Below are 20,039 nucleotides of genomic sequence, written 5' to 3'. Positions count from 1 at the left end.
ACGACCACGACGCTCGGCCCGGGGATCAGCCCAGGCCGCTGTAGGAGTGCAGGCTCGTGTCGGAGAGCAGGTTGACGCCGAAGTAGTTCACGAGGATGCACGCGAAGCCGAAGAGCGACAGGTACGCCGCCCGGCGCCCCTCCCAGCCGCGCGTGGCCCGGGCGTGCAGGTAGGCCGCGTAGACCACCCACACCACGAAGGACCAGACCTCCTTGGGGTCCCACCCCCACGGGCGACCCCAGGCGTGCTCGGCCCAGATCGCGCCCGCGATGATCGTGAAGGTCCACATCATGAACGCCACGGCGTTGAGCCGGAACGCCAGCCGCTCCAGCTCCGCCGAGGACGGCACGACCTCCATCAGCCGGCCCCAGAGCCGCTGACGCGGGGCGGTCGCGGGGGCCGCGGCGACGGCGGTGCCCAGGCCGGCACCGCGCGCGTCGGGCGCACCGGACCCGCGCGGGCCGTCGGCGTCCGCGTGCGAGGCGCGCAGCTCCGACCGCTCCTTGAACAGCTGCATCGCGGAGAGCGTGGCGGCTACGACGAACACGCCGGTCGCGAGGGTGGCCACGGAGACGTGGATGACCAGCCAGTAGCTGTCCAGAGCCGGCTGCACGCCGTCGGCCCGTACGTACAGCACCGAGACGGCGACGCCCATGAGGAGCAGCACCGGGCCCATCACGAACGTGCCCAGGAACCGCATGTCCCGGCCGCGCTGGAGGCCCAGGAACAGCGCCACGGCCATGAGCGTGGACAGGATCGAGAACTCGTACATGTTCGCCCAGGGCACCCGGCCCGCTGCGAGGCCGCGCGTCGCCACGCCGGCGAGGTGCAGCACGGCACCGAGCCAGGTGGTGGCCATCGCGATGCCCACGGCCCTGCGCCGGCGGCCCTCCGGCCCGCGGTCGCGCAGACCCGACAGGTCGACGGCGAAGGCGACGAGGGCGACGGTGTAGGCCGCCATCGCGCCGTAGACCAGCACCGTGCTCAGCTGGCCGAGCGTGCTCTCGGGCATCAGTGTCCTTCCTGGGCCGGGGACGCCCCGGCGGTCGTGGTCGCGGCCGCGGCGCCGGAGCGGCCGGCCGGTTCATTGTGCACCGGGGCACCCGCGGCTGACAGGACGCGGTCGAGGTCCGCGGCGAGGCCGGGGTCGTCCCCGCGGGCGAGCGCCGCCGCGGAGACGGCCGTGCCGCCGTCGGTTGCCGTGAGCCGGACCCACAGGCGCCGGCGGGGCACGAACAGCGACCCGAACAGGCCCAGCATCGCGGCGACCGCGGAGCCGAGCAGCCACGGGAGCGAGGGGTCGTAGCGCAGGTCGAGCGCGGCGAAGCGGGGCAGAGAGTCGAAGGTGACCGTCCCCAGCCCCTCGGGCAGCTCGACGGTCTCGCCCGGCCGCAGGTACAGGGTCACCGGCTGCTGACCGTCCTCCGCCGAGCCGGCCGAGCCGTCCGGGGCCTCCTCGTGGACCTGGCGCATCCCGTCGGTGTCGAGCACGTAGACGTTCTGCGGCACCCCGGCGTCCAGGCCCAGGTCACCGGCCCAGAGCGTCAGCACCATGAGGGGGTCGTTGGGCTGGGGGTGGATGGAGAAGGCGCCGCTGCCGTCGGGTGCGACGACGGCGGTGGGCAGGAAGGCGCCGGTGAGGCCGAGCTGCTCCTGGCCGGCGCTGACGTCGGGGACCTTGATGACGCCGCGCGAGGTGTAGACGCCGTCCTCGGGCAGGAACGGCACGGCCCCCGAGAAGGCCACCTCGCCGGCGCCGTCACGGACCGTGACCCGGGGGGCGAACCCGTTGCCGGAGAGGTAGACGTTGGCGCCGCCGGCGCTCATGGGGTGGTTCACCCGGATGGTCTCGCGCCGGGTCTCGCCGCCGGGCTCGGTGACGGTCACGTGCGCCTGGAAGTCGCGGGCCTGGGCGTCGACCGTGAACTCGGAGGTGAACTCCTCCAGGGTGAAGGTGAACGGCTCGAGCGAGCCGGGGTCGAAGAAGGTGCCGGGGTCGAAGGAGTCGTACGCGACCACCGAGTTGGCGAAGGACTGCCCCTCCACCACCACGGCCTGCCCTCGGTAGCTGAACAGCTGCCCCGCCGCCAGGGAGAGCAGGATGCTCACCAGCGACAGGTGGAAGAGCAGGTTGCCCGTCTCGCGGAGGTAGCCCCGCTCGGCGGTGATGCCGTCGTCGGTCACGACCGCCCGGTAGCGGCCCCTGAGGGCCGCCATGACCTTGCGCTCGACGTCCGCGGGAGCGCCCGGCACCACGCGCTCGCCCCGCACCGGGAAGCGCCGGAAGGTGCGCGGCACGCGCGGCGGCTGCGACCGCAGGGCGCGCCAGTGCACGGCGATGCGCGGCACGATGCACCCGATGAGCGAGGTGAACAGCAACAGGTAGACGGCGGCGAACCAGGGCGAGGCGTAGACGTCGAAGAAGCCCAGCCGCTCCAGCCACGGCGCGAGGTCCGGGTGGTCGGTGAAGTACTGGTCCACGGCCGCCGGGTCCTGGGGCTCCTGCGGGAAGAAGGAGCCGGGCACGGCGGCGACGGCGAGGAGCAGCAGCAGCATCAGCGCCACCCGCATGCTCGTCAGCTGCCGCCACATCCAGCGCAGCCACCCGCGCAGCCCGAGCGCCGGCTGGGTGGCGGCGCCGCCCGGTGAGGCGGCCGCGCCGCGGGCCCCGCCCGGGGCGGGCTTGCGTGCGCCGTCGCCCGTGCCGGGCGCCCCCTCAGCAGCTGGCCCCTCCAGGCCCGCGGCCTGCTGGCCCGCCTTGGAGCTGAGGTTCGTCGGGTCGGCGTCGTTGCTCCGCAGCAGCCGCGCCATCACACCACCGTCTCGAAGTCTGCGACCAGGCCCTGGAGGTACCCGGAGAACGTGCCCCACACGCCTGTGAGGAGCGCCAGGCCCAGCAGGACCAGCAGGGCGCCGCCGGCGAGCTGGATGCCCCGGCGGTGCCGGCGCAGGAAGCCCAGGGTGCGGGTGGAGCGCGCGAAGGCCATCGCCAGGACCACGAACGGCACGCCCAGCCCCAGGCAGTAGGCGACGGCGAGGGCGGCCCCGCGGGCGGGGTCGGCGCCGCCGAAGGACAGGCTCAGCACGGCGGCGAGGGTCGGGCCGATGCACGGCGCCCAGCCCAGCCCGAAGACGACGCCGAGGGCCGGCGCGCCCCAAACGCCCTGCCGCGGCGTCAGGTGGAGACGCCGCTCGCGCTGCAGGGCGGGGACGGCCCCCATGAAGGCCAGGCCCATGACGACGACTACCGCGCCCATGACCCGCATGATCAGGTCGAGGTGCTGCTGCAGCGCGATGCCCGCCAGGGAGAAGACCACGCCCAGGAGCACGAAGACCGCCGTGAAGCCGGCCACGAAGAGCAGCACGCCGGTCAGCAGGCGGCGCTGGCCGCCGCGGCCGGGCGCGGGGTCGGTGCCGGCCCCGGTCATCCCGCCGAGGTAGCCGACGTAGCCGGGCAGCAGCGGCAGCACGCACGGGGAGGCGAAGGAGATCAGGCCCGCGATCGCGGCCACGGGTAGCGCCGCCAGCATGGAGCCGTCGAGCACCGTCCGCTCGAAGACCTGCGCGATGTCACCCCACACGGCCGGTGTCACGCCTCCTCGGCGAGGGTGTCGTCCACCAGGCCGCGCAGGATGTCGGGGTCGAGCTGGCCGAGGATGCGGGCCGCGACGCGGCCCTGCTGGTCGAGCACCACGGTCGACGGCATGGCCTGCAGCGGCACCACGCCCTCCATGGCCGCGACGGCCCGGGCGCCCTCGTCGTGCAGCGACGGGTACGGCACCTCGAAGGTGCGCTCGAAGGCCTGTGCCGCCCCGGCGTCGTCGCGGGGGTTGACCCCGAGCAGGCGCACGCCCCGGTCGGCGTAGTCGTCGTGCAGGGCCTTGAGGTCGGGCGCCTCGGCCCGGCACGGCGGGCAGGCGGCGTACCAGAAGTTGAGGACGACGACGTCGCCGCGCCAGTGGGCCAGGTCGACCGTCTCGCCGGCGTACGTCGTGCCGGCCAGCTCGACGGCGTCCCCGCGCTCCTCCGGCTCCCAGGTCGCGAAGGAGCCGTCACCCGCCACGTAGCCGACGTCGGCGGACGCGCCCGCCGCCTGGCCGGTCCCGCCGGGCGCGCAGGCGGCGAGCGACAGCGCGAGCGCGCCGGCACCGACCGCGGCGAGCGCTCCCCGCGTGCGCGCGCTCACGAGCGGCCCTCGCCGACGTTCTCCTCGGCCGCCGAGGTGCCGGGCACCATGTCCTCGGCGCCCAGCAGCAGCTCGCCCGCGGGCTCCCAGTAGCTCAGGCCCACCAGCCTGCGCCCGTCGAAGGTCAGCGACGTCAGCGACGCCAGCGCGCACTGCCGGCGCCGCGGGTCGTGGACCAGCGGGCGCCGTTCGAGGAACAGCCGGGTCACCCAGATCGGCAGCTGGTGGCTGACCAGCAGGGCCTCGCCGCCGGCGGCCAGGGTGAGCGCGGAGGAGATCGCGCCGCTCATGCGCGCGACCTGCTCCCGGTACGGCTCGCCCCAGCTGGGGCGCAGCGGGTTGCGGTAGACGTGCCAGTTGCGCGGATGGGCCAGGACCGAGCGGTCCCGGTTCACGGCCACACCCTCGAAGTGGTTGATCGCCTCGATCAGACGCGCGTCCTCGGCGACGCCGACGCCGTACGCCGCGGCGGTCGGCCCGGCCGTCTCCTGGGCCCGCTGCAGCGGGGAGGCGATGACGGCGCGGATGTCGTGCCCGCCGGAGTGCAGCACGTCGGCGACGCGGGTGGCCATCGCCTGGCCGCGGCCGGAGAGCCGGTAGCCCGGGAGCCGCCCGTACAGGATGCCGTCCGGGTTGTGCACCTCGCCGTGCCGCATGAGGTGGACCGTCGTTCGCTGCATGGCCCCAGTGTCGCAAACTCCGCTGGGAGGTCCGTGCGTCCACGTCCGGACGGCACCGGGAGGACCGTCGTGGCGGCGCTCCCAGGACGGCCCCGGAGGGGCGGACCAGCCGCGGGCGCCTAGTGGGCCCAGCCGGTCCCCTCCGAGCCGCCGTGCCGCCCGGGCGGGGTGTGCCCGGGCTCCTCGCCGTGCACGAACGTGGCCATGATCTCCCCCAACAGGCGCAGCTGCTCGGGGGTGATGCGGTCCACCAGGCGGTCCCGCACCGACTGCACGTGCCCCGGGGCGGCCTGCTCCAGCCGCGCGTACCCGGCGGCGGTGAGCGTGCAGTTGACGCCCCGGCGGTCCTCCGCGCAGGTGCGCCGCTCCACCAGCCCCGCCTGCTCCATGCGTCGGATGGTGTGCGTGAGGCGGGAGCGGGAGTGGACGAGGTCGGCGGCGAGCGCGGACATCCGCAGCGTGCGCCCCTCGGCCTCCGAGAGGCGCACCAGCACCTCGTACTCGCTCATCGACAGGCCGGACTGCTGCTCCAGGTCGTGGTTGAGGTCCTCGAAGAGCTGCGCCGAGCCCCGCAGGAGCTGGCGCCAGCTGTGCTGCTGCTCCTCGTCGAGCCAGCGCACCGAGGTCCGCGCGCTCGCGGTCATCCCACTCACCTTCCTCGCGCCGGGCAGGCACGGCACCCTCGCCATGGTCAATCATCGGGCACGCCGTCCGCCATTGTTCCCCGGGGCTCCTCCCAGCGCGCAAGAACGCGCACCGAAACCCCTTGCGACACCGAGAACCATCCGTCATAGTTGAGGCGTCAACTATTTCCGGCCTCACAAGGAGCAACCATGGCCAGCATCCCCGCAGGCACCTACGTCATCGACCAGGCCCACACCGACGTCTCGTTCACGGTCCGCCACGCCGGCATCTCCAAGGTCCGCGGCAAGTTCGAGAAGTTCGACGGCTCCCTCACCGTGGCCGAGGACTTCGCGGCCTCCTCCGCGACCGTGACCATCGACGCGTCCTCCATCAACACCGGCGACGCCAACCGTGACGGCCACCTGCGCTCGGCCGACTTCTGGGACGCAGAGAACAAGCCGACCTGGACCTTCGTCTCCACCGGCGTGGAGGGCTCCGGCGAGGAGTTCACCCTCAAGGGCGACCTGACCATCAACGGCGTGACTAAGCCAATCGAGCTGGACGTGGAGTTCAACGGCGCGGTCGTGGACGCCTTCGGCGCCAACCGCGTCGGCTTCTCCGCCGCCACCGAGATCTCCCGCAAGGACTTCGGCCTCACCTGGAACGCCGCCATGGAGACCGGCGGCTTCCTCGTGGGCGACAAGGTGAAGATCCTCCTCGAGGTCGAGGCCACCCCGACCGAGACCGCCGCCGCCGGCGCGGCCGACGCCGAGGCGCAGGCCTGATCCTCGCCTGAACGGGCGGCCCGGCCGCCCCTCGCTGCCACGACGGCGGTGCCTGCTCCCCAGGCACCGCCGTCGTCGTCCGTGCACCTTCGCCGGGGCGGCGCCTACCGGGCGAGCGCCGCGCGGACCCGCGAGGCCTCGATGCGCCAGTACCCCTGCTGCACCCCGTCCACCGTCACCACGGGCACCAGCTCGCCGTACCGCTCGCGCAGGCCCGCGTCGGCGTCGACGTCCACCTCGGCGAACCCCTCCCCCGTCTCCTCGCGCAGGCGCTCGAGCATGGCGCGTGCCTGGTCGCACAGGTGGCAGCCGGCGCGGCCGTACAGGACCACGCGGGGGACGTCGGCGGTGGGGCTCATGGGCCAGACCCTACGCGCCGTCGTCGCGCCGGCGCGGCCGCCGTTACGCTGGGAAGGTGCCAGCTGCTCAGGCTCCCGCCGCGCCGGGGCGGGCGGCCGCCTTCTTCGACGTCGACAACACCGTCATCCGCGGCGCGAGCGGCTACCACCTCGCCCGCGAGCTCTACCGGCGCCGGCTGTTCCGGCTGCGGGACATCGCGTTCTTCGCCCGCCACGCGGCGGCGTTCATGCTCTTCGGGGAGGACCTGGACCGCATCGCCGCGGTGCGGGGGCGGGCGTTGCGCATCAGCCGCGGCCTGTCGGTCGCCGAGATCGTCTCCATCGGCGAGGACGTCTACGACGAGGTGCTCGGCAGCCGCGTCTTCCCGGGCACCCGCGCGCTGCTCCGCGACCACCTGACCGCCGGGCACGAGGTGTGGCTCGTCACCGCCACCCCGGTCGAGATCTCGGACCTCATCGCGCGCCGGCTGGGCGCCACGGGCTCGATCGGGACCCGGGCGGAGAGCGTGGACGGCTACTACACCGGCCGGCTGGAGGGCGACCTGCTGCACGGGCCGGGCAAGCGGTCGGCCGTGCGGGCGCTGGCCGCCGCGAGGGGCATCGAGCTGGACAGCTCCTACGCCTACGGCGACTCCGTCAACGACGTGCCGCTGCTGAGCTCGGTGGCGCACCCGTGCGCGATCAACCCGGAGCCGCGCATGCGGCTGCACGCCGCCGCGGCCGGGTGGACGGTGCGCGACTTCGGCCGGCGCCGCCGCTCGATGCGCCAGGACCTGCGCCGCGGCGCCCGATCGGCCCGGTGGGCCGGCACCGCGTGGGCGGTCGCGGTCGTCGTCCGCGGCGTGCTGCGTCAGCGCGCGGGGCGCTCGGCCGCGGAGCCGGTGCCGTAGCGCCCAGGTGCCGCAGGGCCAGGCGGACCCGCTGGCCTCAGGGCCCGCGCCGAGGGGTTCGGGCCCGGTGACGACTCAGGCCCGGCACGCGGCCGGGCCTGGGGTCACGGGCGCCACCGGGCGCCCGGGCGTCACTTCTTGTTGCGACGCTGGTGACGGGTCTTGCGGAGCAGCTTGCGGTGCTTCTTCTTGGACATGCGCTTGCGGCGCTTCTTGATGACCGAGCCCATAGGGGGACCTCTCAGTTGCAGACGTAGCTGGGCGCGCGCGACGAACGCGGCCACGCGCAGAACGGGACGATCCTACCCTCAACGACCGCCGGCGGACGCCTGGCCCCACTCGCCGAGGCCCTCGTTGATGAGGTTCTCCACCGCGACCTGCGGCACGCGGAAGGACCGCCCCATCCGCACGGCGGGCAGCTCGCCCGCGTGCACCATGCGGTAGACCGTCATCTTGGACACCCGCATGAGCTCGGCGACCTCGGCGACGGTGAGGAAACGCGGCGCTCCCTGCTGCTCGGCCATGTCCACCCGTCCTGTTCGTGCCCGCCCTGGCGGCAGGTATCTCCGATCCGAAATATAGGGCTAACCGGCTCGTGGACGAAATGCTTCCCACGCGCGGCTTGTGACGAACGCCTCGCGGCCCCCGCCGCCGGTCGCCGGCCCGCGCTCCTCAGTCGAGCAGGGGGTCGAGGCCGTGCCAGGGGAAGACGGCCTGGCGTGTCGCAAGGATCGCCCGGTCGGCGTCGTCGTCGGGGTTGTACCCGTCCGAGAACCGGGCGAAGGCGCCGTCGCGGCCGTCCGTCATCGTGGTCGGCGCCGCGACGTCCGCGAGCTCGCGGACGTGCGCGCGCCACGCCTCCGGCACGGCCGTCCCCGGGTCGAGGGGCCGGCCCGCGGCAGTGGCCACCAGGTGCGCCCACGCCCGCGGCACCACCCCGATCACCTCGTAGCCGCCGCCTCCGAGCGCCACCCACTTCCCGGACGTGTCCCGATCGGCGAGCTCGGACATGAGCAGCTGCGCCGCGCGCTGGGCGTCGACCGAGACGTCCAGCTGGGCGAGGGGGTCGCTGCCGTGACAGTCGCAGCCGTGCTGGGTGACGAGGACGTCGGGGGCGTGCGCGCGCACGAGCGGCGCGGCCACCGCCTCCACGGCGCGCAGCCAGGCCCTGTCGGAGGTCCCCGCGGGCAGCGCCACGTTGGCGGCCGTGCCGCGGGCGTGGGCGGAGCCGATGTCCTGCGCGTAGCCGGTGCCCGGGAAGAGGCTGCGCGGGTGCTGGTGCACCGAGATCGTGAGCACCCGGTCGTCGTCCCAGAAGACCCGCTCCACGCCGTCGCCGTGGTGGGCGTCCAGGTCGACGTAGGCCACGCGCGCCCCCTGCTCGACCAGCCAGGAGATCGCGACCGCGGCGTCGTTGTACACGCAGAACCCGGAGGCCCGGTTCGGCATCGCGTGGTGCATGCCCCCGGCGATGCTGACCGCCCGGTCCGCCTCCCCCCGCCACACCGCCCCCGCCGCCGCGAGGGTCGAGCCGACGATCCGCGCCGAGGCGGTGTGCACCTGCCCGAACACGGGGGTGTCCTCGTCCCCGAGGCCGTGCTCGGGTCGCGGCCGGCCGTCCTCCTCGGCCCGGCGCACCGCGGCGACGTACTCGGGGGTGTGCACGCGGAGCAGGTCCTCGTCGGCGGCGACCGGGGCGGGGACGGTGCGCAGCCCGTCGAGCACCCCGAGGTCGGCCAGGAGCCGGTGGGTCAGCAGCAGCCGCACCGGCGTCATGGGGTGGGCGAGACCGAAGTCGTAGCTGACGAGGTCCTCGGACCAGACCAGCAGCGCGGCGGTGGGCACCGCCTCACCGTAGCGGCACCACCGCCCCGGCACGGTGCCGTCCGTGCGGGTGGCGCAGGGCCCGTTGTGCCAAGGTGGGGCGTGGCCCGCCGCCGCGGGCCACGCGCCGCCCCCTGCCCGGGGGTGACCGTCGGAAACTAGGGGGTCTCGTGGCGAGGGTGGCGATACCCGACGCGCTGGGTGCCGTCCGGGACTGGGTCGACCGCATCGCCCGCAACTCCCCCGCCCGCCTCGCGCTCCTGGTCTTCGCGACGATCATCGCCCTGGAGACGGCGCTGCTCTCCCTCCCGGCGGCCACGGCGTCCGGAGAGCGCGCCCCGTTCGTCGACGCGCTCTTCACCGCCACCTCGGCCGTGTGCGTCACCGGCCTCGTCACGGTCGACACGGCGACCTACTGGTCCCCATTCGGTCAGGCCGCGATCCTCGTCGGTATCAAGATCGGCGGCCTGGGTGTCATGACCCTCGCCTCGATCCTCGGCCTCGCGGTCTCACGACGCATCGGTCTGACCCAGCGGATGCTCGCCGCCAGCGAGACGAAAACCGCCCGGCTGGGCGAGGTCGGCTCCCTGATCCGGGCGGTTGTCGTCGCCTCCCTTGTCTTCGAAGCAGTGCTCACCCTCATACTCGTGCCCTGGTTCCTCCAGCAGGGGAACGGCTTCGGATCGGCGCTGTGGCACGGCCTGTTCATGGCGCTGAGCATCTTCAACAACGCCGGCTTCGTCATCGTCGAGGGCGGCCTCACCCCGTACGCCGGCGACTGGTGGCTCGGCCTGCCCATCGTCTTCGGTACGTTCTTCGGGGCCATCGGCTTCCCGGTGATCCTCAACGTCGCGCGGCTGTGGCGCACCCCGCGCCGGTGGAGCCTGCACGCCAAGCTCAGCCTGGTGACGTACGGGGCGCTCGCGCTGGGCGCGACTTTCGCGATCGCCATGTTCGAGTGGACGAACCGCGCGACCCTCGCACAGCTGCCCGCCGACGAGAAGATCCTGGTCAGCCTCGTGCACGCTCTAGCGCCGCGTTCCTCGGGCCTGTCGACCGTGGACGTCGGGGACATGCGGGAGGCGACCTGGTTCATGATGGACGCCCTGATGTTCGTCGGGGGCGGCAGCGCCTCCACGGCGGGCGGCATCAAGGTCACCACCCTGGCGGTGCTGGTGCTGGCGATCGTCGCCGAGGCCCGGGGCGACCGTGACATCGAGGCCTTCGGCCGCCGCATCGGCTCCTCCACCGTGCGGCTCGCGGTCTCGGTGGCCTTCATCGGCTCGACGCTGGTAGGCGTCTCCACCTTGCTGCTGCTGATGGTCACGGACCTGCGTCTGGACGTGATCCTGTTCGAGGTCATCTCCGCGTTCGCGACGGTCGGGCTCAGCACCGGCATCACCCCCGGCCTTCCCGACGCCGGCAAGTACGTTCTCGTGGCGCTCATGTACGCCGGCCGCACGGGGACCATGACCGTGGCCGCGGCCCTGGCGCTCCGCGAGCGCCGCCGCGTGATCCGCATGCCCAACGAGCGGCCCATCATCGGCTGAGGCGCGCCGAGGGTGGACAATCGACCACGGCCCGCGCGTGGCCGACCAAGGAGCTGAGGAATGGCAGAGAAGCCCGAGTCCCGGGACGCCGGCGTGCTCGTGATCGGCCTCGGGCGGTTCGGGGCCGCCATGGCCGCGACTCTGGACAGGCTCGGCCGCGACGTCCTGGCCGTCGAGAAGGACCCGGTCCTGGTGCAGCAGTGGTCCAACCGGCTGCCCGTGGTGGAGGCCGACGCGACCAACCCCGAGGCGCTCGAGCAGCTCGGCGCCGAGGACTTCCCCGTCGCGGTCGTCGGCGTGGGCTCCTACCTCGAGGCCTCCGTGCTCATCACGGGCAACCTCGTCGACATCGAGATGCCGCAGATCTGGGCCAAGGCGATCAGCGCCGAGCACGGCCGCATCCTCCGCCGCATCGGCGCCCACCACGTGGTGTACCCGGAGTACGACGCCGGCCAGCGCGTGGCCCACATGGTGTCCGGCCGCATGCTCGACTACATCGAGATGGAGGACGGCTTCACCATCGTCAAGATGCGCCCGCCGCGCGAGACCCACGGCTTCACGGTCGGGGAGTCGAAGATCCGCGAGCGCTACGGCATCACGGTGATCGGCGTGAAGCCGCCGGGGGAGCCGTTCGAGTACGCGTCGCAGGACACCCGCATCGGCGCGGACGACCTGCTCATCGTCAGCGGCGACTCCGGGCTCCTGGAGCGGTTCGCGCACCGCCCGTAGCCGGCGCCCCCCGCGGGGAGGAAGGCGCGTCAGTCGCGGTTGGCCACGAGGTGGCGGCGGGCGGCGTACCGCTCACGGACCTGCGGCGTGGGCTCGCCCTCGTACGTGCGGACCTCCGCCGTGCTCCAGGTGGGCGGCTCCGGAGCTTGGGACAGCACCCAGGCGGCCTGGCGCGCCGCGCCGTCGGCGACGTACTCGCCCGGGACCGGCACCTGCACGGCCCGGCCCAGGATGCCGGGCGCCACCCGGCGCACGGCCGCCGAGCGGGCCGCGCCGCCGATGAGCTGGATGCGCTCGACCGGGACCCCCTGGGCCGCGACCGCCTCGAGCCCGTCGGCCAGGCCGCACAGCAGGCCCTCCACCGCGGCGCGGGCGAGGTGCTCCGGTGTCATGGTCGACACCGTGAGCCCGAGCAGCGACCCGGTGGCCTCGGGGAGGTTCGGGGTCCGCTCCCCCTCGAGGTACGGCACCAGCGTCAGGCCTCCGGCGCCCGAGGGGCCGGCCAGCGCCAGCTCGCTGAGGCTGGCGTGGTCGACCCCGAGCAGCCGCGCCGCGCCGTCCAGCACGCGGGAGCCGTTCAGGGTGACCGCCAGCGGCAGGAACGAGCCCGTGGCGTCGGCGAACCCGGCCACCAGCCCGGTGGGGTCCGCGACCGGCTCGGGGGCCACGGCGCTGACCACGCCCGAGGTGCCGATGGAGATGGCCACGTCGCCGCGGACCATCCCCAGGCCGAGCGCGGCGCCGGCGTTGTCCCCGGCGCCCGGGCCGAGCACCACGTGGTCGAGGCCGGCCGCGGGGTCGCCGCGGCCCGCCTCGGACCCGGGGGCGAGCACGCGGGGCAGCACGATGCCCTCGACGTCGTCGCGCCGCAGCGCGAGCGCCAGCAGGTCGCGCCGGTAGACGCCGCGGGCGGTGTCGAAGTACCCCGTGCCCGAGGCGTCCGACCGGTCCGTGACCAGCGTGTCGAAGCTCGTCGCCCCGCCCAGCTTCCAGGTCAGCCAGTCGTGCGGCAGCGCCACGGCCGCCACGCGGGCGGCGTTCTCCGGCTCGTGGTCGGCGAGCCAGCGCAGCTTGGTGACCGTGAGCGAGGCGACCGGCACCGAGCCGGTGGCCCCCGCCCAGGCGGCCGGGCCCAGCTCGGCGACCAGGTCCCGCGCCGCCCCCGCGCTGCGGGTGTCGTTCCACAGCAGCGCTGGGCGGATGACCTCTCCCTCGGCGTCCAGCGCGACGAGGCCGTGCTGCTGGCCCGCCACGCTCGCGGCGGCGACGTCGTCGAGCCCGCCGGCCGCGGCGACCGACGCCTGCAGGGCGTCCCACCACGCCGCGGGATCGACCTCGGTGCCGTCCGGGTGCGGGGCCTGCCCGAACCGGCGCAGCGCGCCCGTGGCGGCGTCGCGCACCACCACCTTGCACGACTGGGTCGAGGAGTCGATCCCCGCGATGAGCGTCTCGCGCATGCCCGCCCCGCTCAGCCGACGAGGTGGCGCAGCGCCAGCTGGTGGAGGCGCACGAAGCCGAAGTCCCGCTCGGCGGCGGCTTCGGCGTCGAAGTCCTCGAACGCGCTGCGGTCGGCGAGGAAGGCCTCGAGGGTCTCGCCCTCGCCCAGGGTCGGCTCTGAGAGCTCCAGCACGCCGGCCTGCTCCAGGGCCGCCTGGACCTCGGGGTCGGCCCGGTAGGCCTTCGCCTTCTCGGCCAGCATCAGGTACATCTCCATGTTCGCCCGCGCGGAGTCCCACACGCCGTCGAAGCCCTCGGTGCGCGACGGCTTGTAGTCGAAGTGGCGGGGCCCGGTGTACATGGGGCCGTCCTGCCCGGCGCCCGGGAAGCCGTTCTCGATCAGGTCGACCGTGAAGAACGCCGAGAGCAGGTCGCCGTGGCCGAACGCGAGGTCCTGGTCGAACTTGATCGAGCGCTGGCCGTTGAGGTCGATGTGGAACAGCTTGCCCGACCACAGCGCCTGGGCCAGCCCGTGGGTGTAGTTGAGCCCCGCCATCTGCTCGTGGCCGGTCTCGGGGTTCAGGCCCACGACGTCACCGTTCTCGAGCCGGGCGATGAGGCCGAGGGCGTGGCCCACCGTGGGCAGGAGGATGTCACCGCGGGGCTCGTTGGGCTTGGGCTCCAGGGCGATGCGCAGCCCGTACCCCTTGTCCTTGATGTAGCCGGCGACGGTGTCGATGCCCTCCGCGTAGCGGTTCAGGGCGGCGTGGACGTCCTTGGCGTTGTCGTACTCGCTGCCCTCCCGGCCGCCCCACATCACGAACGTCTCCGCGCCGAGATCGGCGGCGAGGTCGACGTTGCGCAGGATCTTGCGCAGGGCGAAGCGGCGCACGGACCGGTCGTTGGAGGTGAGGGCGCCGTCCTTGAACACCGGGTGGCTGAACGTGTTGGTGGTGACCATCTCGATCACGAGGCCCGCGTCGTCCACGGCCTTCTTGAAGGTCGTGAGGATCTCCTCGCGGGTGGCGTCGTCGGCGCCGAACGGGACCACGTCGTTGTCGTGGAAGGTGACGCCCCAGGCACCGAGCTCGGCGAGCCTGGTCGCGTACTCCCAGGGGTCGAGCGCCGGACGGGTCGCCTCGCCGAACTGGTCACGGGCCGTCCAGCCGACGGTCCACAGGCCGAAGGAGAAGCGGTCTTCGGGGGTGGGCTTGCGCACCATCATGGTTCTCTCTCCTCGTCGAGATCTGTTGTAGGGCCCATGACCAACAGCCCCGTGCACGCGCAACGGGCGCTCCCCCGGCGGCGGGGAGCGCCCGCCCGGCGATCGTCCCTTCGCGAGGACGGTTCCGTCGTCCTCACCCGGGCGCTCCTCTCGCCTCCGCGGAGCCACTCTCCCGCGCCTCGCTCCCCGCGGCCACCGGCATGACCCGCTCGACGACCTCGCGGCTCGCCGAGGAGGTGATCGAGGACCGGATCATCGCGAGCAGCGCCCCAGGCGTCGGCCCGCCGGGCCGGCGAGGAGCTCCCGCCGGTCGCACTCAGGCCTTCGGCGTCACCGGTCCCAGGAGCGCGTTCGCCCACGCGGCGTGGACGGACTCGTCGTCGCTGGGGTGGAAGATGCCCGCGAGGACGTCGCGGTACAGCCGCGAGAGCTCCCTGTCGTTCGAGTACGCGGACCCGCCCGCGGCCCGCATCGTCTTGGTGACCACGTCCAGGGCCACCTCGGTCGCGCGGGACTTCACCGCCGACAGCTGCGGCATCCACAGCGCGCCGCGGTCCGCCTGGTTCTCCACGTCGCGGGCCAGCAGGGTGATCTGGGGGTAGACCGCGTCGAGCTGGATCGCGGCGTCGGCCAGGCGCCAGCGGATGTCCGGGTCGTGGGCGTAGGGGGCGTCGTTCTTCAGCGACCGTCGCTTCTTCACGGTCTCCACCGCCACCTCGATCGCCCGGCGCGCCAGCCCGGCGTAGACGGAGGCCAGCAGGATCTCGAAGTTGGCGAAGATGCCGAAGACGAACGGGTCCATGGTCGGGCCGGGCGGGATGCGGCGGACGACGCGGTCGGCGGAGGCGTGCGCGCCGTCCAGCCGGGTGGAGAAGGACTGCGACGCGCGCATGCCGAGCGTGTCCCACTCCCCGACGGTCTCCACGCCGCCGCCGTCGCGGGTGACGAAGCCCCAGACGTTGTGGGGCCCGTCGTCGCCGGAGGAGTCGGTGCCGAAGGTGCCCAGGCGCGTCCAGGCGGGGGCGAGCGAGGTGAAGATCTTGGTGCCGTGGAAGGAGTACCCGCCCTCGCCGTCGGGCCGGGCCTCGCTGACGGAGCCGAAGAGCACCAGGTCGTTGCCGGCCTCGGAGACGCCGAAGCCGAACACCTCGCCGGCGGCGGCCTCGGAGAGGATGAAGTCGGTGGAGGAGTCCCCCCGGGCGTGCACCACCCGGGCGACGCCGACCCACACCTGGTGCATGTTCACGGCGAGCGCCGTGGCCGGCGCCGCCGCGGCGAGGCGCATCTGCTCGCTCGCCATCTCCTCCAGGGTGAGCCCCGCGCCGCCGAGCTCCTCCGGCACGAAGGCCCTGAGGTACCCCGCCTCCTTGAGGTCGGCGAGGTCCTCGTCGAAGAAGGCGTTCTCGGCGTCGTAGCGGGGCGCGCGCTCGCGGATACGGTCGAGGAGGTCCTCGGTGAGGACCTGACGGTGGGACGTCATGGGCAGCCCTTCTGCGGTCGGTTCCTCCGGCGACCCTATGCCGGTGCCGCCGGGTCCCGTCACCGCAGCCGCCGCTGCTCCAGCTCCCAGTACTCGATGTCGAAAGCCTGCGCCTCGCTCATCGTCCGGTACCCGCCGAGCCTCTCGGCAGCGGTGATGATCCGGATGGTGTGCCGGTAGATGTCCCGCACCGCGCCGACGGCGCGCGCGTCCGGCCCGGTCGTCACCAGCCCGAGGGTGCCGTCGAGGACCACCCGAGGAACGGGGTCGAGCATGCGCACGGCCGGGGATCGCTGTCTGTGCCGCTCGACGTAGTGGGCGTACCGGCGCACGTACCCGGCGACGTCACCGTCGATCATCGGGACGCGCTTGGTCCGGATCACGTGCTCCAGCGTGGTCGGCCCTCGCTGCGAGACCTCGTGCAGGTCCGGCCGGCTGATGAACTCCCGAACCTCCCCGTCCTGCCAGGCGGCGACGTGGGGAGGGACGGTCGCGTGGGCCTCCAGGTCTTCGCGCAGCCCGTCCAGGCCGGCCGGCGCCACGTCCCCTCCGGTGACGGGCAGCGGGGCGGCGAGCGCGAGGCCCGTCTCGCTGGCGACGAAGTCCTCGGCGCGGGCCACCAGCTCGACGTGGCGCTCGTAGGCCTCGCGGGGGTCGTCGCCCATCGTGAAGAGCCCGTGGTGGGCGAGGACCACGGCGCGGGCCCCGTCACCGCGGTCCCGCCGGGCCGCGGCGACGGTGGTGGCGAGGTCGAACCCCGGCATCACGTACGGCAGGACGATGACGCCGTCCCCGAGCGCCTCGGCGGGGAGGGAGGGCCCGTGGACCGTGTCCGTGAGCGCGACGATCGCGTCGGCGTGGGTGTGGAGCACCGAGGCGAGCGGCAGGGCGTGGTGCAGGAGGCTCTCGATGGTCGGCGCGGGAGCGCCCGTGCCGACGGTGGCCTTCTCGTAGCCGGCCATCATCTCGCCGTCGCTCAGCCCCCAGGTCGCCAGCATCCTGGCGAGGACGTCGTTGCGGAGCTGGACCAGGCCCTCGCGGCCCAGCTGCCCGAGGTCGAAGCCGGAGGCCTTCGCCCAGAGGTGGTCCGCCGTCTTGGCCGACGTGTTGCCGCCGCCGTGCAGCACGAGGAAGGGGTCGCGCCCGAGGAGTCGTGAGGCGTGCAGCGTCTCGCCGACCAGGCGCTCCACGGCGTCGGTCGGCGGAGCCGCTGCCACGTCCACACCGGACGGTGTCGTCCACGGGGCCATGTGGCGCACGTTCTTGTTCCTTCCTCCGCCTTACGGCGGCGGCTCCAAGGGGGCCCGAGTCGCCCTGCGCGACACGGGGTGGCGCGGCGCAGGGCCCGCGGGATCAGTCCTCGGCACCGCCCGAGAGGTCCGCGTACAGCCTCGCCGCCTCCTGGGCGGTCACTTCGGCGTGCACCACCGCCCGGACGGCCTGGATCATGGCGAGGGGGTTCGTACGCTGGAAGATGTTGCGGCCCATGTCGACGCCGGCGGCCCCCTCGTCGATGGCGCGGCGCGCCATGGTGAGGGCGTCGGCGACCGGCAGCTTCTTCCCGCCGGCCATGATCACCGGCACCGGGCAGGCGGCGGTGACCTCGGCGAACCCCTCCTCGCAGTAGTAGGTCTTCACCATCTGCGCGCCGAGCTCGGCGATGATCCGGGTGGCCAGGCCGAGGTAGCGCGCGTCCCGGGTGAGCTCCTTGCCGACCGCGGTGACGCCCAGGACGGGGATGCCGTGCGAGAGCCCGGCGTCGACGAGCCGGGTCATGTTGTGCACCGACTGCGTCTCGTTCTCGCCCCCGATGAACACCTGGACCGCCACCGCGTTGGCGTCGATGCGGACCGCGTCGGAGATGTCCATCGCGATGCGCTCGTCCGACAGCTCCTTGAGGATGGACGGCCCGCCCGAGGCCCGCACGACGAGGGCATTGGTGCTGCTAGGCGGGATCACGGTGCGGATGATGCCGCGGGTGGCCATGAGCGCGTCCGCCTCTGGGACGAGGGGCACGATGTTGAGGTCGACTCGCTCAAGCCCGCGGGTGGGGCCCTGGAAGTAGCCGTGGTCGAACGCGAGCATCACCGTCCTGCCGGACGCGGCGTCGAAGATGCGGCCGAGCCGGTGCTTCATGCCGAAGTCCAGGCTCGCTGCGCCCTTGACGTGGAAGCCCTCCGAGTCCTGCGGGGTGTCGAGGTGGTAGTTCTTGGCGGCGAGGTTGCCGTCGAGGTCAGCCATGTGGGTCCGTCCGATCGGTGGTTGGTGGGAGGTAGGTCAGCTGTTCGCGTGCGCGGCGCGGTCCGGCACGGGCTCGCCGGGCGTCCAGGGCACCTGCACGCCGTCGGCCGGGTCGTAGGGAGCCTTGACGAAGAGCGCCCGGAAGTCGGAGCCCGACTCGTTGACGAAGTAGTGCATCTCCCCTGGCTCGCACCGGTACACGTCACCCGCCCGAAGCACGTACCGCTCCGTGCAGTTGAGCCACAGCGTCGCCTCACCCTCGAGGCCGACGAAGGTCTCCTCGATCTGCGCGTGGTAGTGGTTCGAGGCGTCGTCCCCGGGGCGCAGGCGCACCACGCCGAAGTCCGTCCGCGGGCCTCTCAGCAGGTAGCCGGGCCCGTACTCGCCGAAGCGGTACGGCGCGCTGTCGACCTTGCTCGTCTCCATCGTCGATTCTCTTTCTTCTCAGGTTCCCGGGGCCTGCCACATGGGCGTGGTCAGTCCCGCTGTCATCAGTGCGCGCTGCGCGGCATACGCCCGCGACCACCGGTCGACGACGTCCTCGTACGCCTCGTGGTGCGCAGGGTCCGGCTCCACCTCGCGGTCCCACCGCACCCAGCCCGCCGCGGCCTCGGCCGGGGAGGCGAACAGGCCCGCGCCGCTCGCGGCGCAGGCGGCCGCGCCCTGTGCGGTGGCCTCAGTGACGGCGGGGATCCGCAGGGGGCGGCCCAGCACGTCCGCGACGATCTGCGTCCACACGAGGCTCTTCGCCGAGCCCCCGGCGAGGACCACCCGGTCCGGGTGCGCGCCGGTGAAGTCCTCCACGAGCGCCAGGTTCTCCCGCGCCACGATCGCCGCGTTCTCCAGGAGCGAGCGGAACATCGCCGACCGGAGGCGAGGGCCGCCGTCCAGCGAGAGGTTGAGGAAGGAGGGCGCCGCGTGCTTCCAGCGCCGGTAGTTCATGACGTCCGAGAAGATGGGGATGACTCCCTCCGAACCGATGGGGATCTCCGCGGCGGCCTCCGTGAGCACGTCCAGCGGGTCCCGCCCGTCCGCTCGGGCCGCGGCCACCTCCGGGCCGGCGAAGGTGTCGCGGAACCAGCGCACCGCCGTCCCGGCGTGGAACGCGATGGCCTCCGCCTGCCACAGCCCCGGCAGCGCCGCCGCGTTGACGCGCACCCGCATCTGAGGGTCGGTGACGGGTTCGGGAAGGTTCACCACCTGCTGCCAGAAGGTGCCGGCGACGACGAGCGCCTGGCCGGGCTCGGTCAGTCCGACGCCGAGGGCGGCCAGCTGGGCGTCGCCGCCGCCGACCACGACCAGGGTGCCCGGGTCGAGGCCGGTGTCGCGCGCAGCGGCCGAGGTCACGGGCCCCAGCACGGTGCCCGGCTCGACGACATCGGGCAGCAGCCCGGTGCGCAGGCCGCAGATCGAGGCCAGCTCGTCGTCCGCGTCCCTGGTCGCCAGCGCCACCATGCCCGACGTCGACCCGTTGGACGGCTCCATGGCCCGCACGCCGGACAGCCGGTAGAGGACCCACTCGCTGAGCATGAGGACCGTGCGGGCGCGGTCGTAGACCTCGGGGCGGTGCCGTGCCAGCCACAGCAGCCGCGGCTGCGCCGCGAGCGCGAAGGTCTGGCCGGAGCGGTGGTACACCTGCTGCTCCACGCCGCCGCGGGCCGCGAGCTCGGCCACCTCGGCACCGGCGCGGGCGTCGACGTTGGCGCATCCCCAGATCTCCCGGCCCTCCGCGTCGAGGACGACGAGCCCCTCCCGCATGGAGGTGGCGCTCACGGCCACCACCTCGGCGGCGGGGACCCCGGCGGTGGCGAGGGCCTCCCGGACGAGGTCGACGACGAGGGCCCAGTTCCGGTCGACGGCGAACCCCATGGACCCCGGGATCCCGGGCTCGGGGTCGTGCTCCCAAGCCCTGCTGCTGGTGGCGACGGGGGTGCCGAGGGCGTCGAAGACCACCGCACGGCACGATCCCGTGCCGGCGTCGACGGCTAGGACATGACTCACTCTTCTGACCTCTCCTGGTGCTGGATGT

The 20,039-nt window shown here is 73.6% G+C and carries 21 protein-coding genes; 4 read left to right on the top strand and 17 right to left on the bottom strand.

The window, feature by feature from the left end; genetic code table 11:
• Positions 1-25 precede the first annotated feature (25 nt).
• The 6 genes from ccsB to ACF0H8_RS05360 all read right to left on the bottom strand — a co-directional run bounded on the left by ccsB (position 26) and on the right by ACF0H8_RS05360 (position 5,510).
• On the bottom strand, positions 26-1,012 hold the full coding sequence (gene ccsB, locus ACF0H8_RS05385) for a c-type cytochrome biogenesis protein CcsB (protein ID WP_395287952.1): 987 nt from the start codon (positions 1,010-1,012) through the stop codon (positions 26-28).
• On the bottom strand, positions 1,012-2,811 hold the full coding sequence (locus tag ACF0H8_RS05380) for a cytochrome c biogenesis protein ResB (protein ID WP_395287951.1): 1,800 nt from the start codon (positions 2,809-2,811) through the stop codon (positions 1,012-1,014). The genes ccsB and ACF0H8_RS05380 overlap by 1 nt, the downstream gene beginning before the upstream one ends.
• Positions 2,811-3,593, bottom strand: coding sequence for a cytochrome c biogenesis CcdA family protein (locus ACF0H8_RS05375; RefSeq protein WP_395287950.1), 783 nt, complete (start codon positions 3,591-3,593; stop codon positions 2,811-2,813). Before ACF0H8_RS05375 ends, ACF0H8_RS05380 begins: the two co-directional genes overlap by 1 nt.
• Complete coding sequence (locus ACF0H8_RS05370; protein WP_395287949.1) at positions 3,590-4,186, bottom strand: TlpA family protein disulfide reductase; 597 nt, start codon at positions 4,184-4,186, stop codon at positions 3,590-3,592. Before ACF0H8_RS05370 ends, ACF0H8_RS05375 begins: the two co-directional genes overlap by 4 nt.
• Positions 4,183-4,866: a histidine phosphatase family protein gene (locus ACF0H8_RS05365; RefSeq protein WP_395287948.1), complete on the bottom strand. Its 684-nt coding sequence runs from the start codon at positions 4,864-4,866 to the stop codon at positions 4,183-4,185. The genes ACF0H8_RS05370 and ACF0H8_RS05365 overlap by 4 nt, the downstream gene beginning before the upstream one ends.
• Before the next feature lie 119 nt (positions 4,867-4,985).
• A complete protein-coding gene (locus ACF0H8_RS05360; RefSeq protein WP_395287947.1) occupies positions 4,986-5,510 on the bottom strand; it encodes a MarR family winged helix-turn-helix transcriptional regulator in 525 nt (174 codons plus the stop codon).
• A 189-nt stretch (positions 5,511-5,699) separates the two neighbouring features.
• Here ACF0H8_RS05360 and ACF0H8_RS05355 point away from each other — a divergent pair, with 189 nt between their 5' ends.
• Complete coding sequence (locus tag ACF0H8_RS05355) at positions 5,700-6,275, top strand: YceI family protein (RefSeq protein WP_395287946.1); 576 nt, start codon at positions 5,700-5,702, stop codon at positions 6,273-6,275.
• 104 nt (positions 6,276-6,379) lie between these two features.
• Here the strand turns inward: ACF0H8_RS05355 and ACF0H8_RS05350 are convergent, their stop codons facing one another.
• Positions 6,380-6,634, bottom strand: coding sequence for a glutaredoxin family protein (locus ACF0H8_RS05350; protein WP_395287945.1), 255 nt, complete (start codon positions 6,632-6,634; stop codon positions 6,380-6,382).
• A 56-nt stretch (positions 6,635-6,690) separates the two neighbouring features.
• On the opposite strand from ACF0H8_RS05350, the gene ACF0H8_RS05345 reads away from it, so the two are divergent.
• The gene (locus tag ACF0H8_RS05345) at positions 6,691-7,524 is read left to right on the top strand and encodes an HAD family hydrolase (protein WP_395287944.1); all 834 of its coding nucleotides are present in this window, start codon (positions 6,691-6,693) and stop codon (positions 7,522-7,524) included.
• A gap of 131 nt (positions 7,525-7,655) precedes the next feature.
• Here the strand turns inward: ACF0H8_RS05345 and ACF0H8_RS05340 are convergent, their stop codons facing one another.
• The 3 genes from ACF0H8_RS05340 to ACF0H8_RS05330 form a co-directional block, all read right to left on the bottom strand.
• A complete protein-coding gene (locus tag ACF0H8_RS05340) occupies positions 7,656-7,754 on the bottom strand; it encodes a 30S ribosomal protein bS22 (RefSeq protein WP_005504750.1) in 99 nt (32 codons plus the stop codon).
• A 78-nt stretch (positions 7,755-7,832) separates the two neighbouring features.
• Entirely contained in the window at positions 7,833-8,048 is a 216-nt protein-coding gene (locus tag ACF0H8_RS05335; protein WP_395287943.1) for a helix-turn-helix domain-containing protein, read from the bottom strand.
• Between the two features lie 148 nt (positions 8,049-8,196).
• The gene (locus ACF0H8_RS05330; protein ID WP_395287942.1) at positions 8,197-9,369 is read right to left on the bottom strand and encodes an acetoin utilization protein AcuC; all 1,173 of its coding nucleotides are present in this window, start codon (positions 9,367-9,369) and stop codon (positions 8,197-8,199) included.
• Between the two features lie 158 nt (positions 9,370-9,527).
• Between ACF0H8_RS05330 and ACF0H8_RS05325 the strand changes: the two genes are divergently transcribed.
• Together ACF0H8_RS05325 and ACF0H8_RS05320 are read left to right on the top strand one after the other, a co-directional pair.
• A complete protein-coding gene (locus tag ACF0H8_RS05325) occupies positions 9,528-10,898 on the top strand; it encodes a TrkH family potassium uptake protein (protein WP_395287941.1) in 1,371 nt (456 codons plus the stop codon).
• Positions 10,899-10,958: 60 nt separating this feature from the next.
• Positions 10,959-11,627 carry a potassium channel family protein gene (locus ACF0H8_RS05320; protein WP_395287940.1) on the top strand — a complete coding sequence of 223 codons (669 nt, stop codon included), beginning with the start codon at positions 10,959-10,961 and terminating at the stop codon, positions 11,625-11,627.
• 29 nt (positions 11,628-11,656) lie between these two features.
• On the opposite strand, the gene xylB is transcribed toward ACF0H8_RS05320, so the two are convergent.
• From xylB to lsrK, 7 genes are all read right to left on the bottom strand, one after another.
• Complete coding sequence (xylB, locus tag ACF0H8_RS05315) at positions 11,657-13,084, bottom strand: xylulokinase (protein WP_395287939.1); 1,428 nt, start codon at positions 13,082-13,084, stop codon at positions 11,657-11,659.
• A gap of 11 nt (positions 13,085-13,095) precedes the next feature.
• Positions 13,096-14,286, bottom strand: a complete 1,191-nt coding sequence (xylA, locus tag ACF0H8_RS05310; protein ID WP_395290816.1) for a xylose isomerase — start codon at positions 14,284-14,286, stop codon at positions 13,096-13,098.
• 319 nt (positions 14,287-14,605) lie between these two features.
• Positions 14,606-15,769 (bottom strand): acyl-CoA dehydrogenase family protein, encoded by a 1,164-nt coding sequence (locus ACF0H8_RS05305; RefSeq protein WP_395287938.1) that lies wholly within the window; start codon positions 15,767-15,769, stop codon positions 14,606-14,608.
• 59 nt (positions 15,770-15,828) lie between these two features.
• Positions 15,829-16,986 carry a class II aldolase/adducin family protein gene (locus tag ACF0H8_RS05300; protein WP_395287937.1) on the bottom strand — a complete coding sequence of 386 codons (1,158 nt, stop codon included), beginning with the start codon at positions 16,984-16,986 and terminating at the stop codon, positions 15,829-15,831.
• 136 nt (positions 16,987-17,122) lie between these two features.
• Positions 17,123-18,010 (bottom strand): 3-hydroxy-5-phosphonooxypentane-2,4-dione thiolase, encoded by an 888-nt coding sequence (gene lsrF / locus ACF0H8_RS05295; RefSeq protein WP_395287936.1) that lies wholly within the window; start codon positions 18,008-18,010, stop codon positions 17,123-17,125.
• Positions 18,011-18,046: 36 nt separating this feature from the next.
• A complete protein-coding gene (locus ACF0H8_RS05290) occupies positions 18,047-18,436 on the bottom strand; it encodes a cupin domain-containing protein (protein ID WP_395287935.1) in 390 nt (129 codons plus the stop codon).
• An 18-nt stretch (positions 18,437-18,454) separates the two neighbouring features.
• Complete coding sequence (gene lsrK / locus ACF0H8_RS05285) at positions 18,455-20,011, bottom strand: autoinducer-2 kinase (RefSeq protein ID WP_395287934.1); 1,557 nt, start codon at positions 20,009-20,011, stop codon at positions 18,455-18,457.
• Between the last annotated feature and the right edge of the window lie 28 nt (positions 20,012-20,039).

This window comes from Georgenia sp. AZ-5, assembly GCF_043952095.1.
In the GTDB taxonomy this organism is placed as follows: domain Bacteria; phylum Actinomycetota; class Actinomycetes; order Actinomycetales; family Actinomycetaceae; genus Georgenia.
Note: the sequence above shows the minus strand (reverse complement) of the source record. Positions and strands in the feature narration are given on the sequence as shown.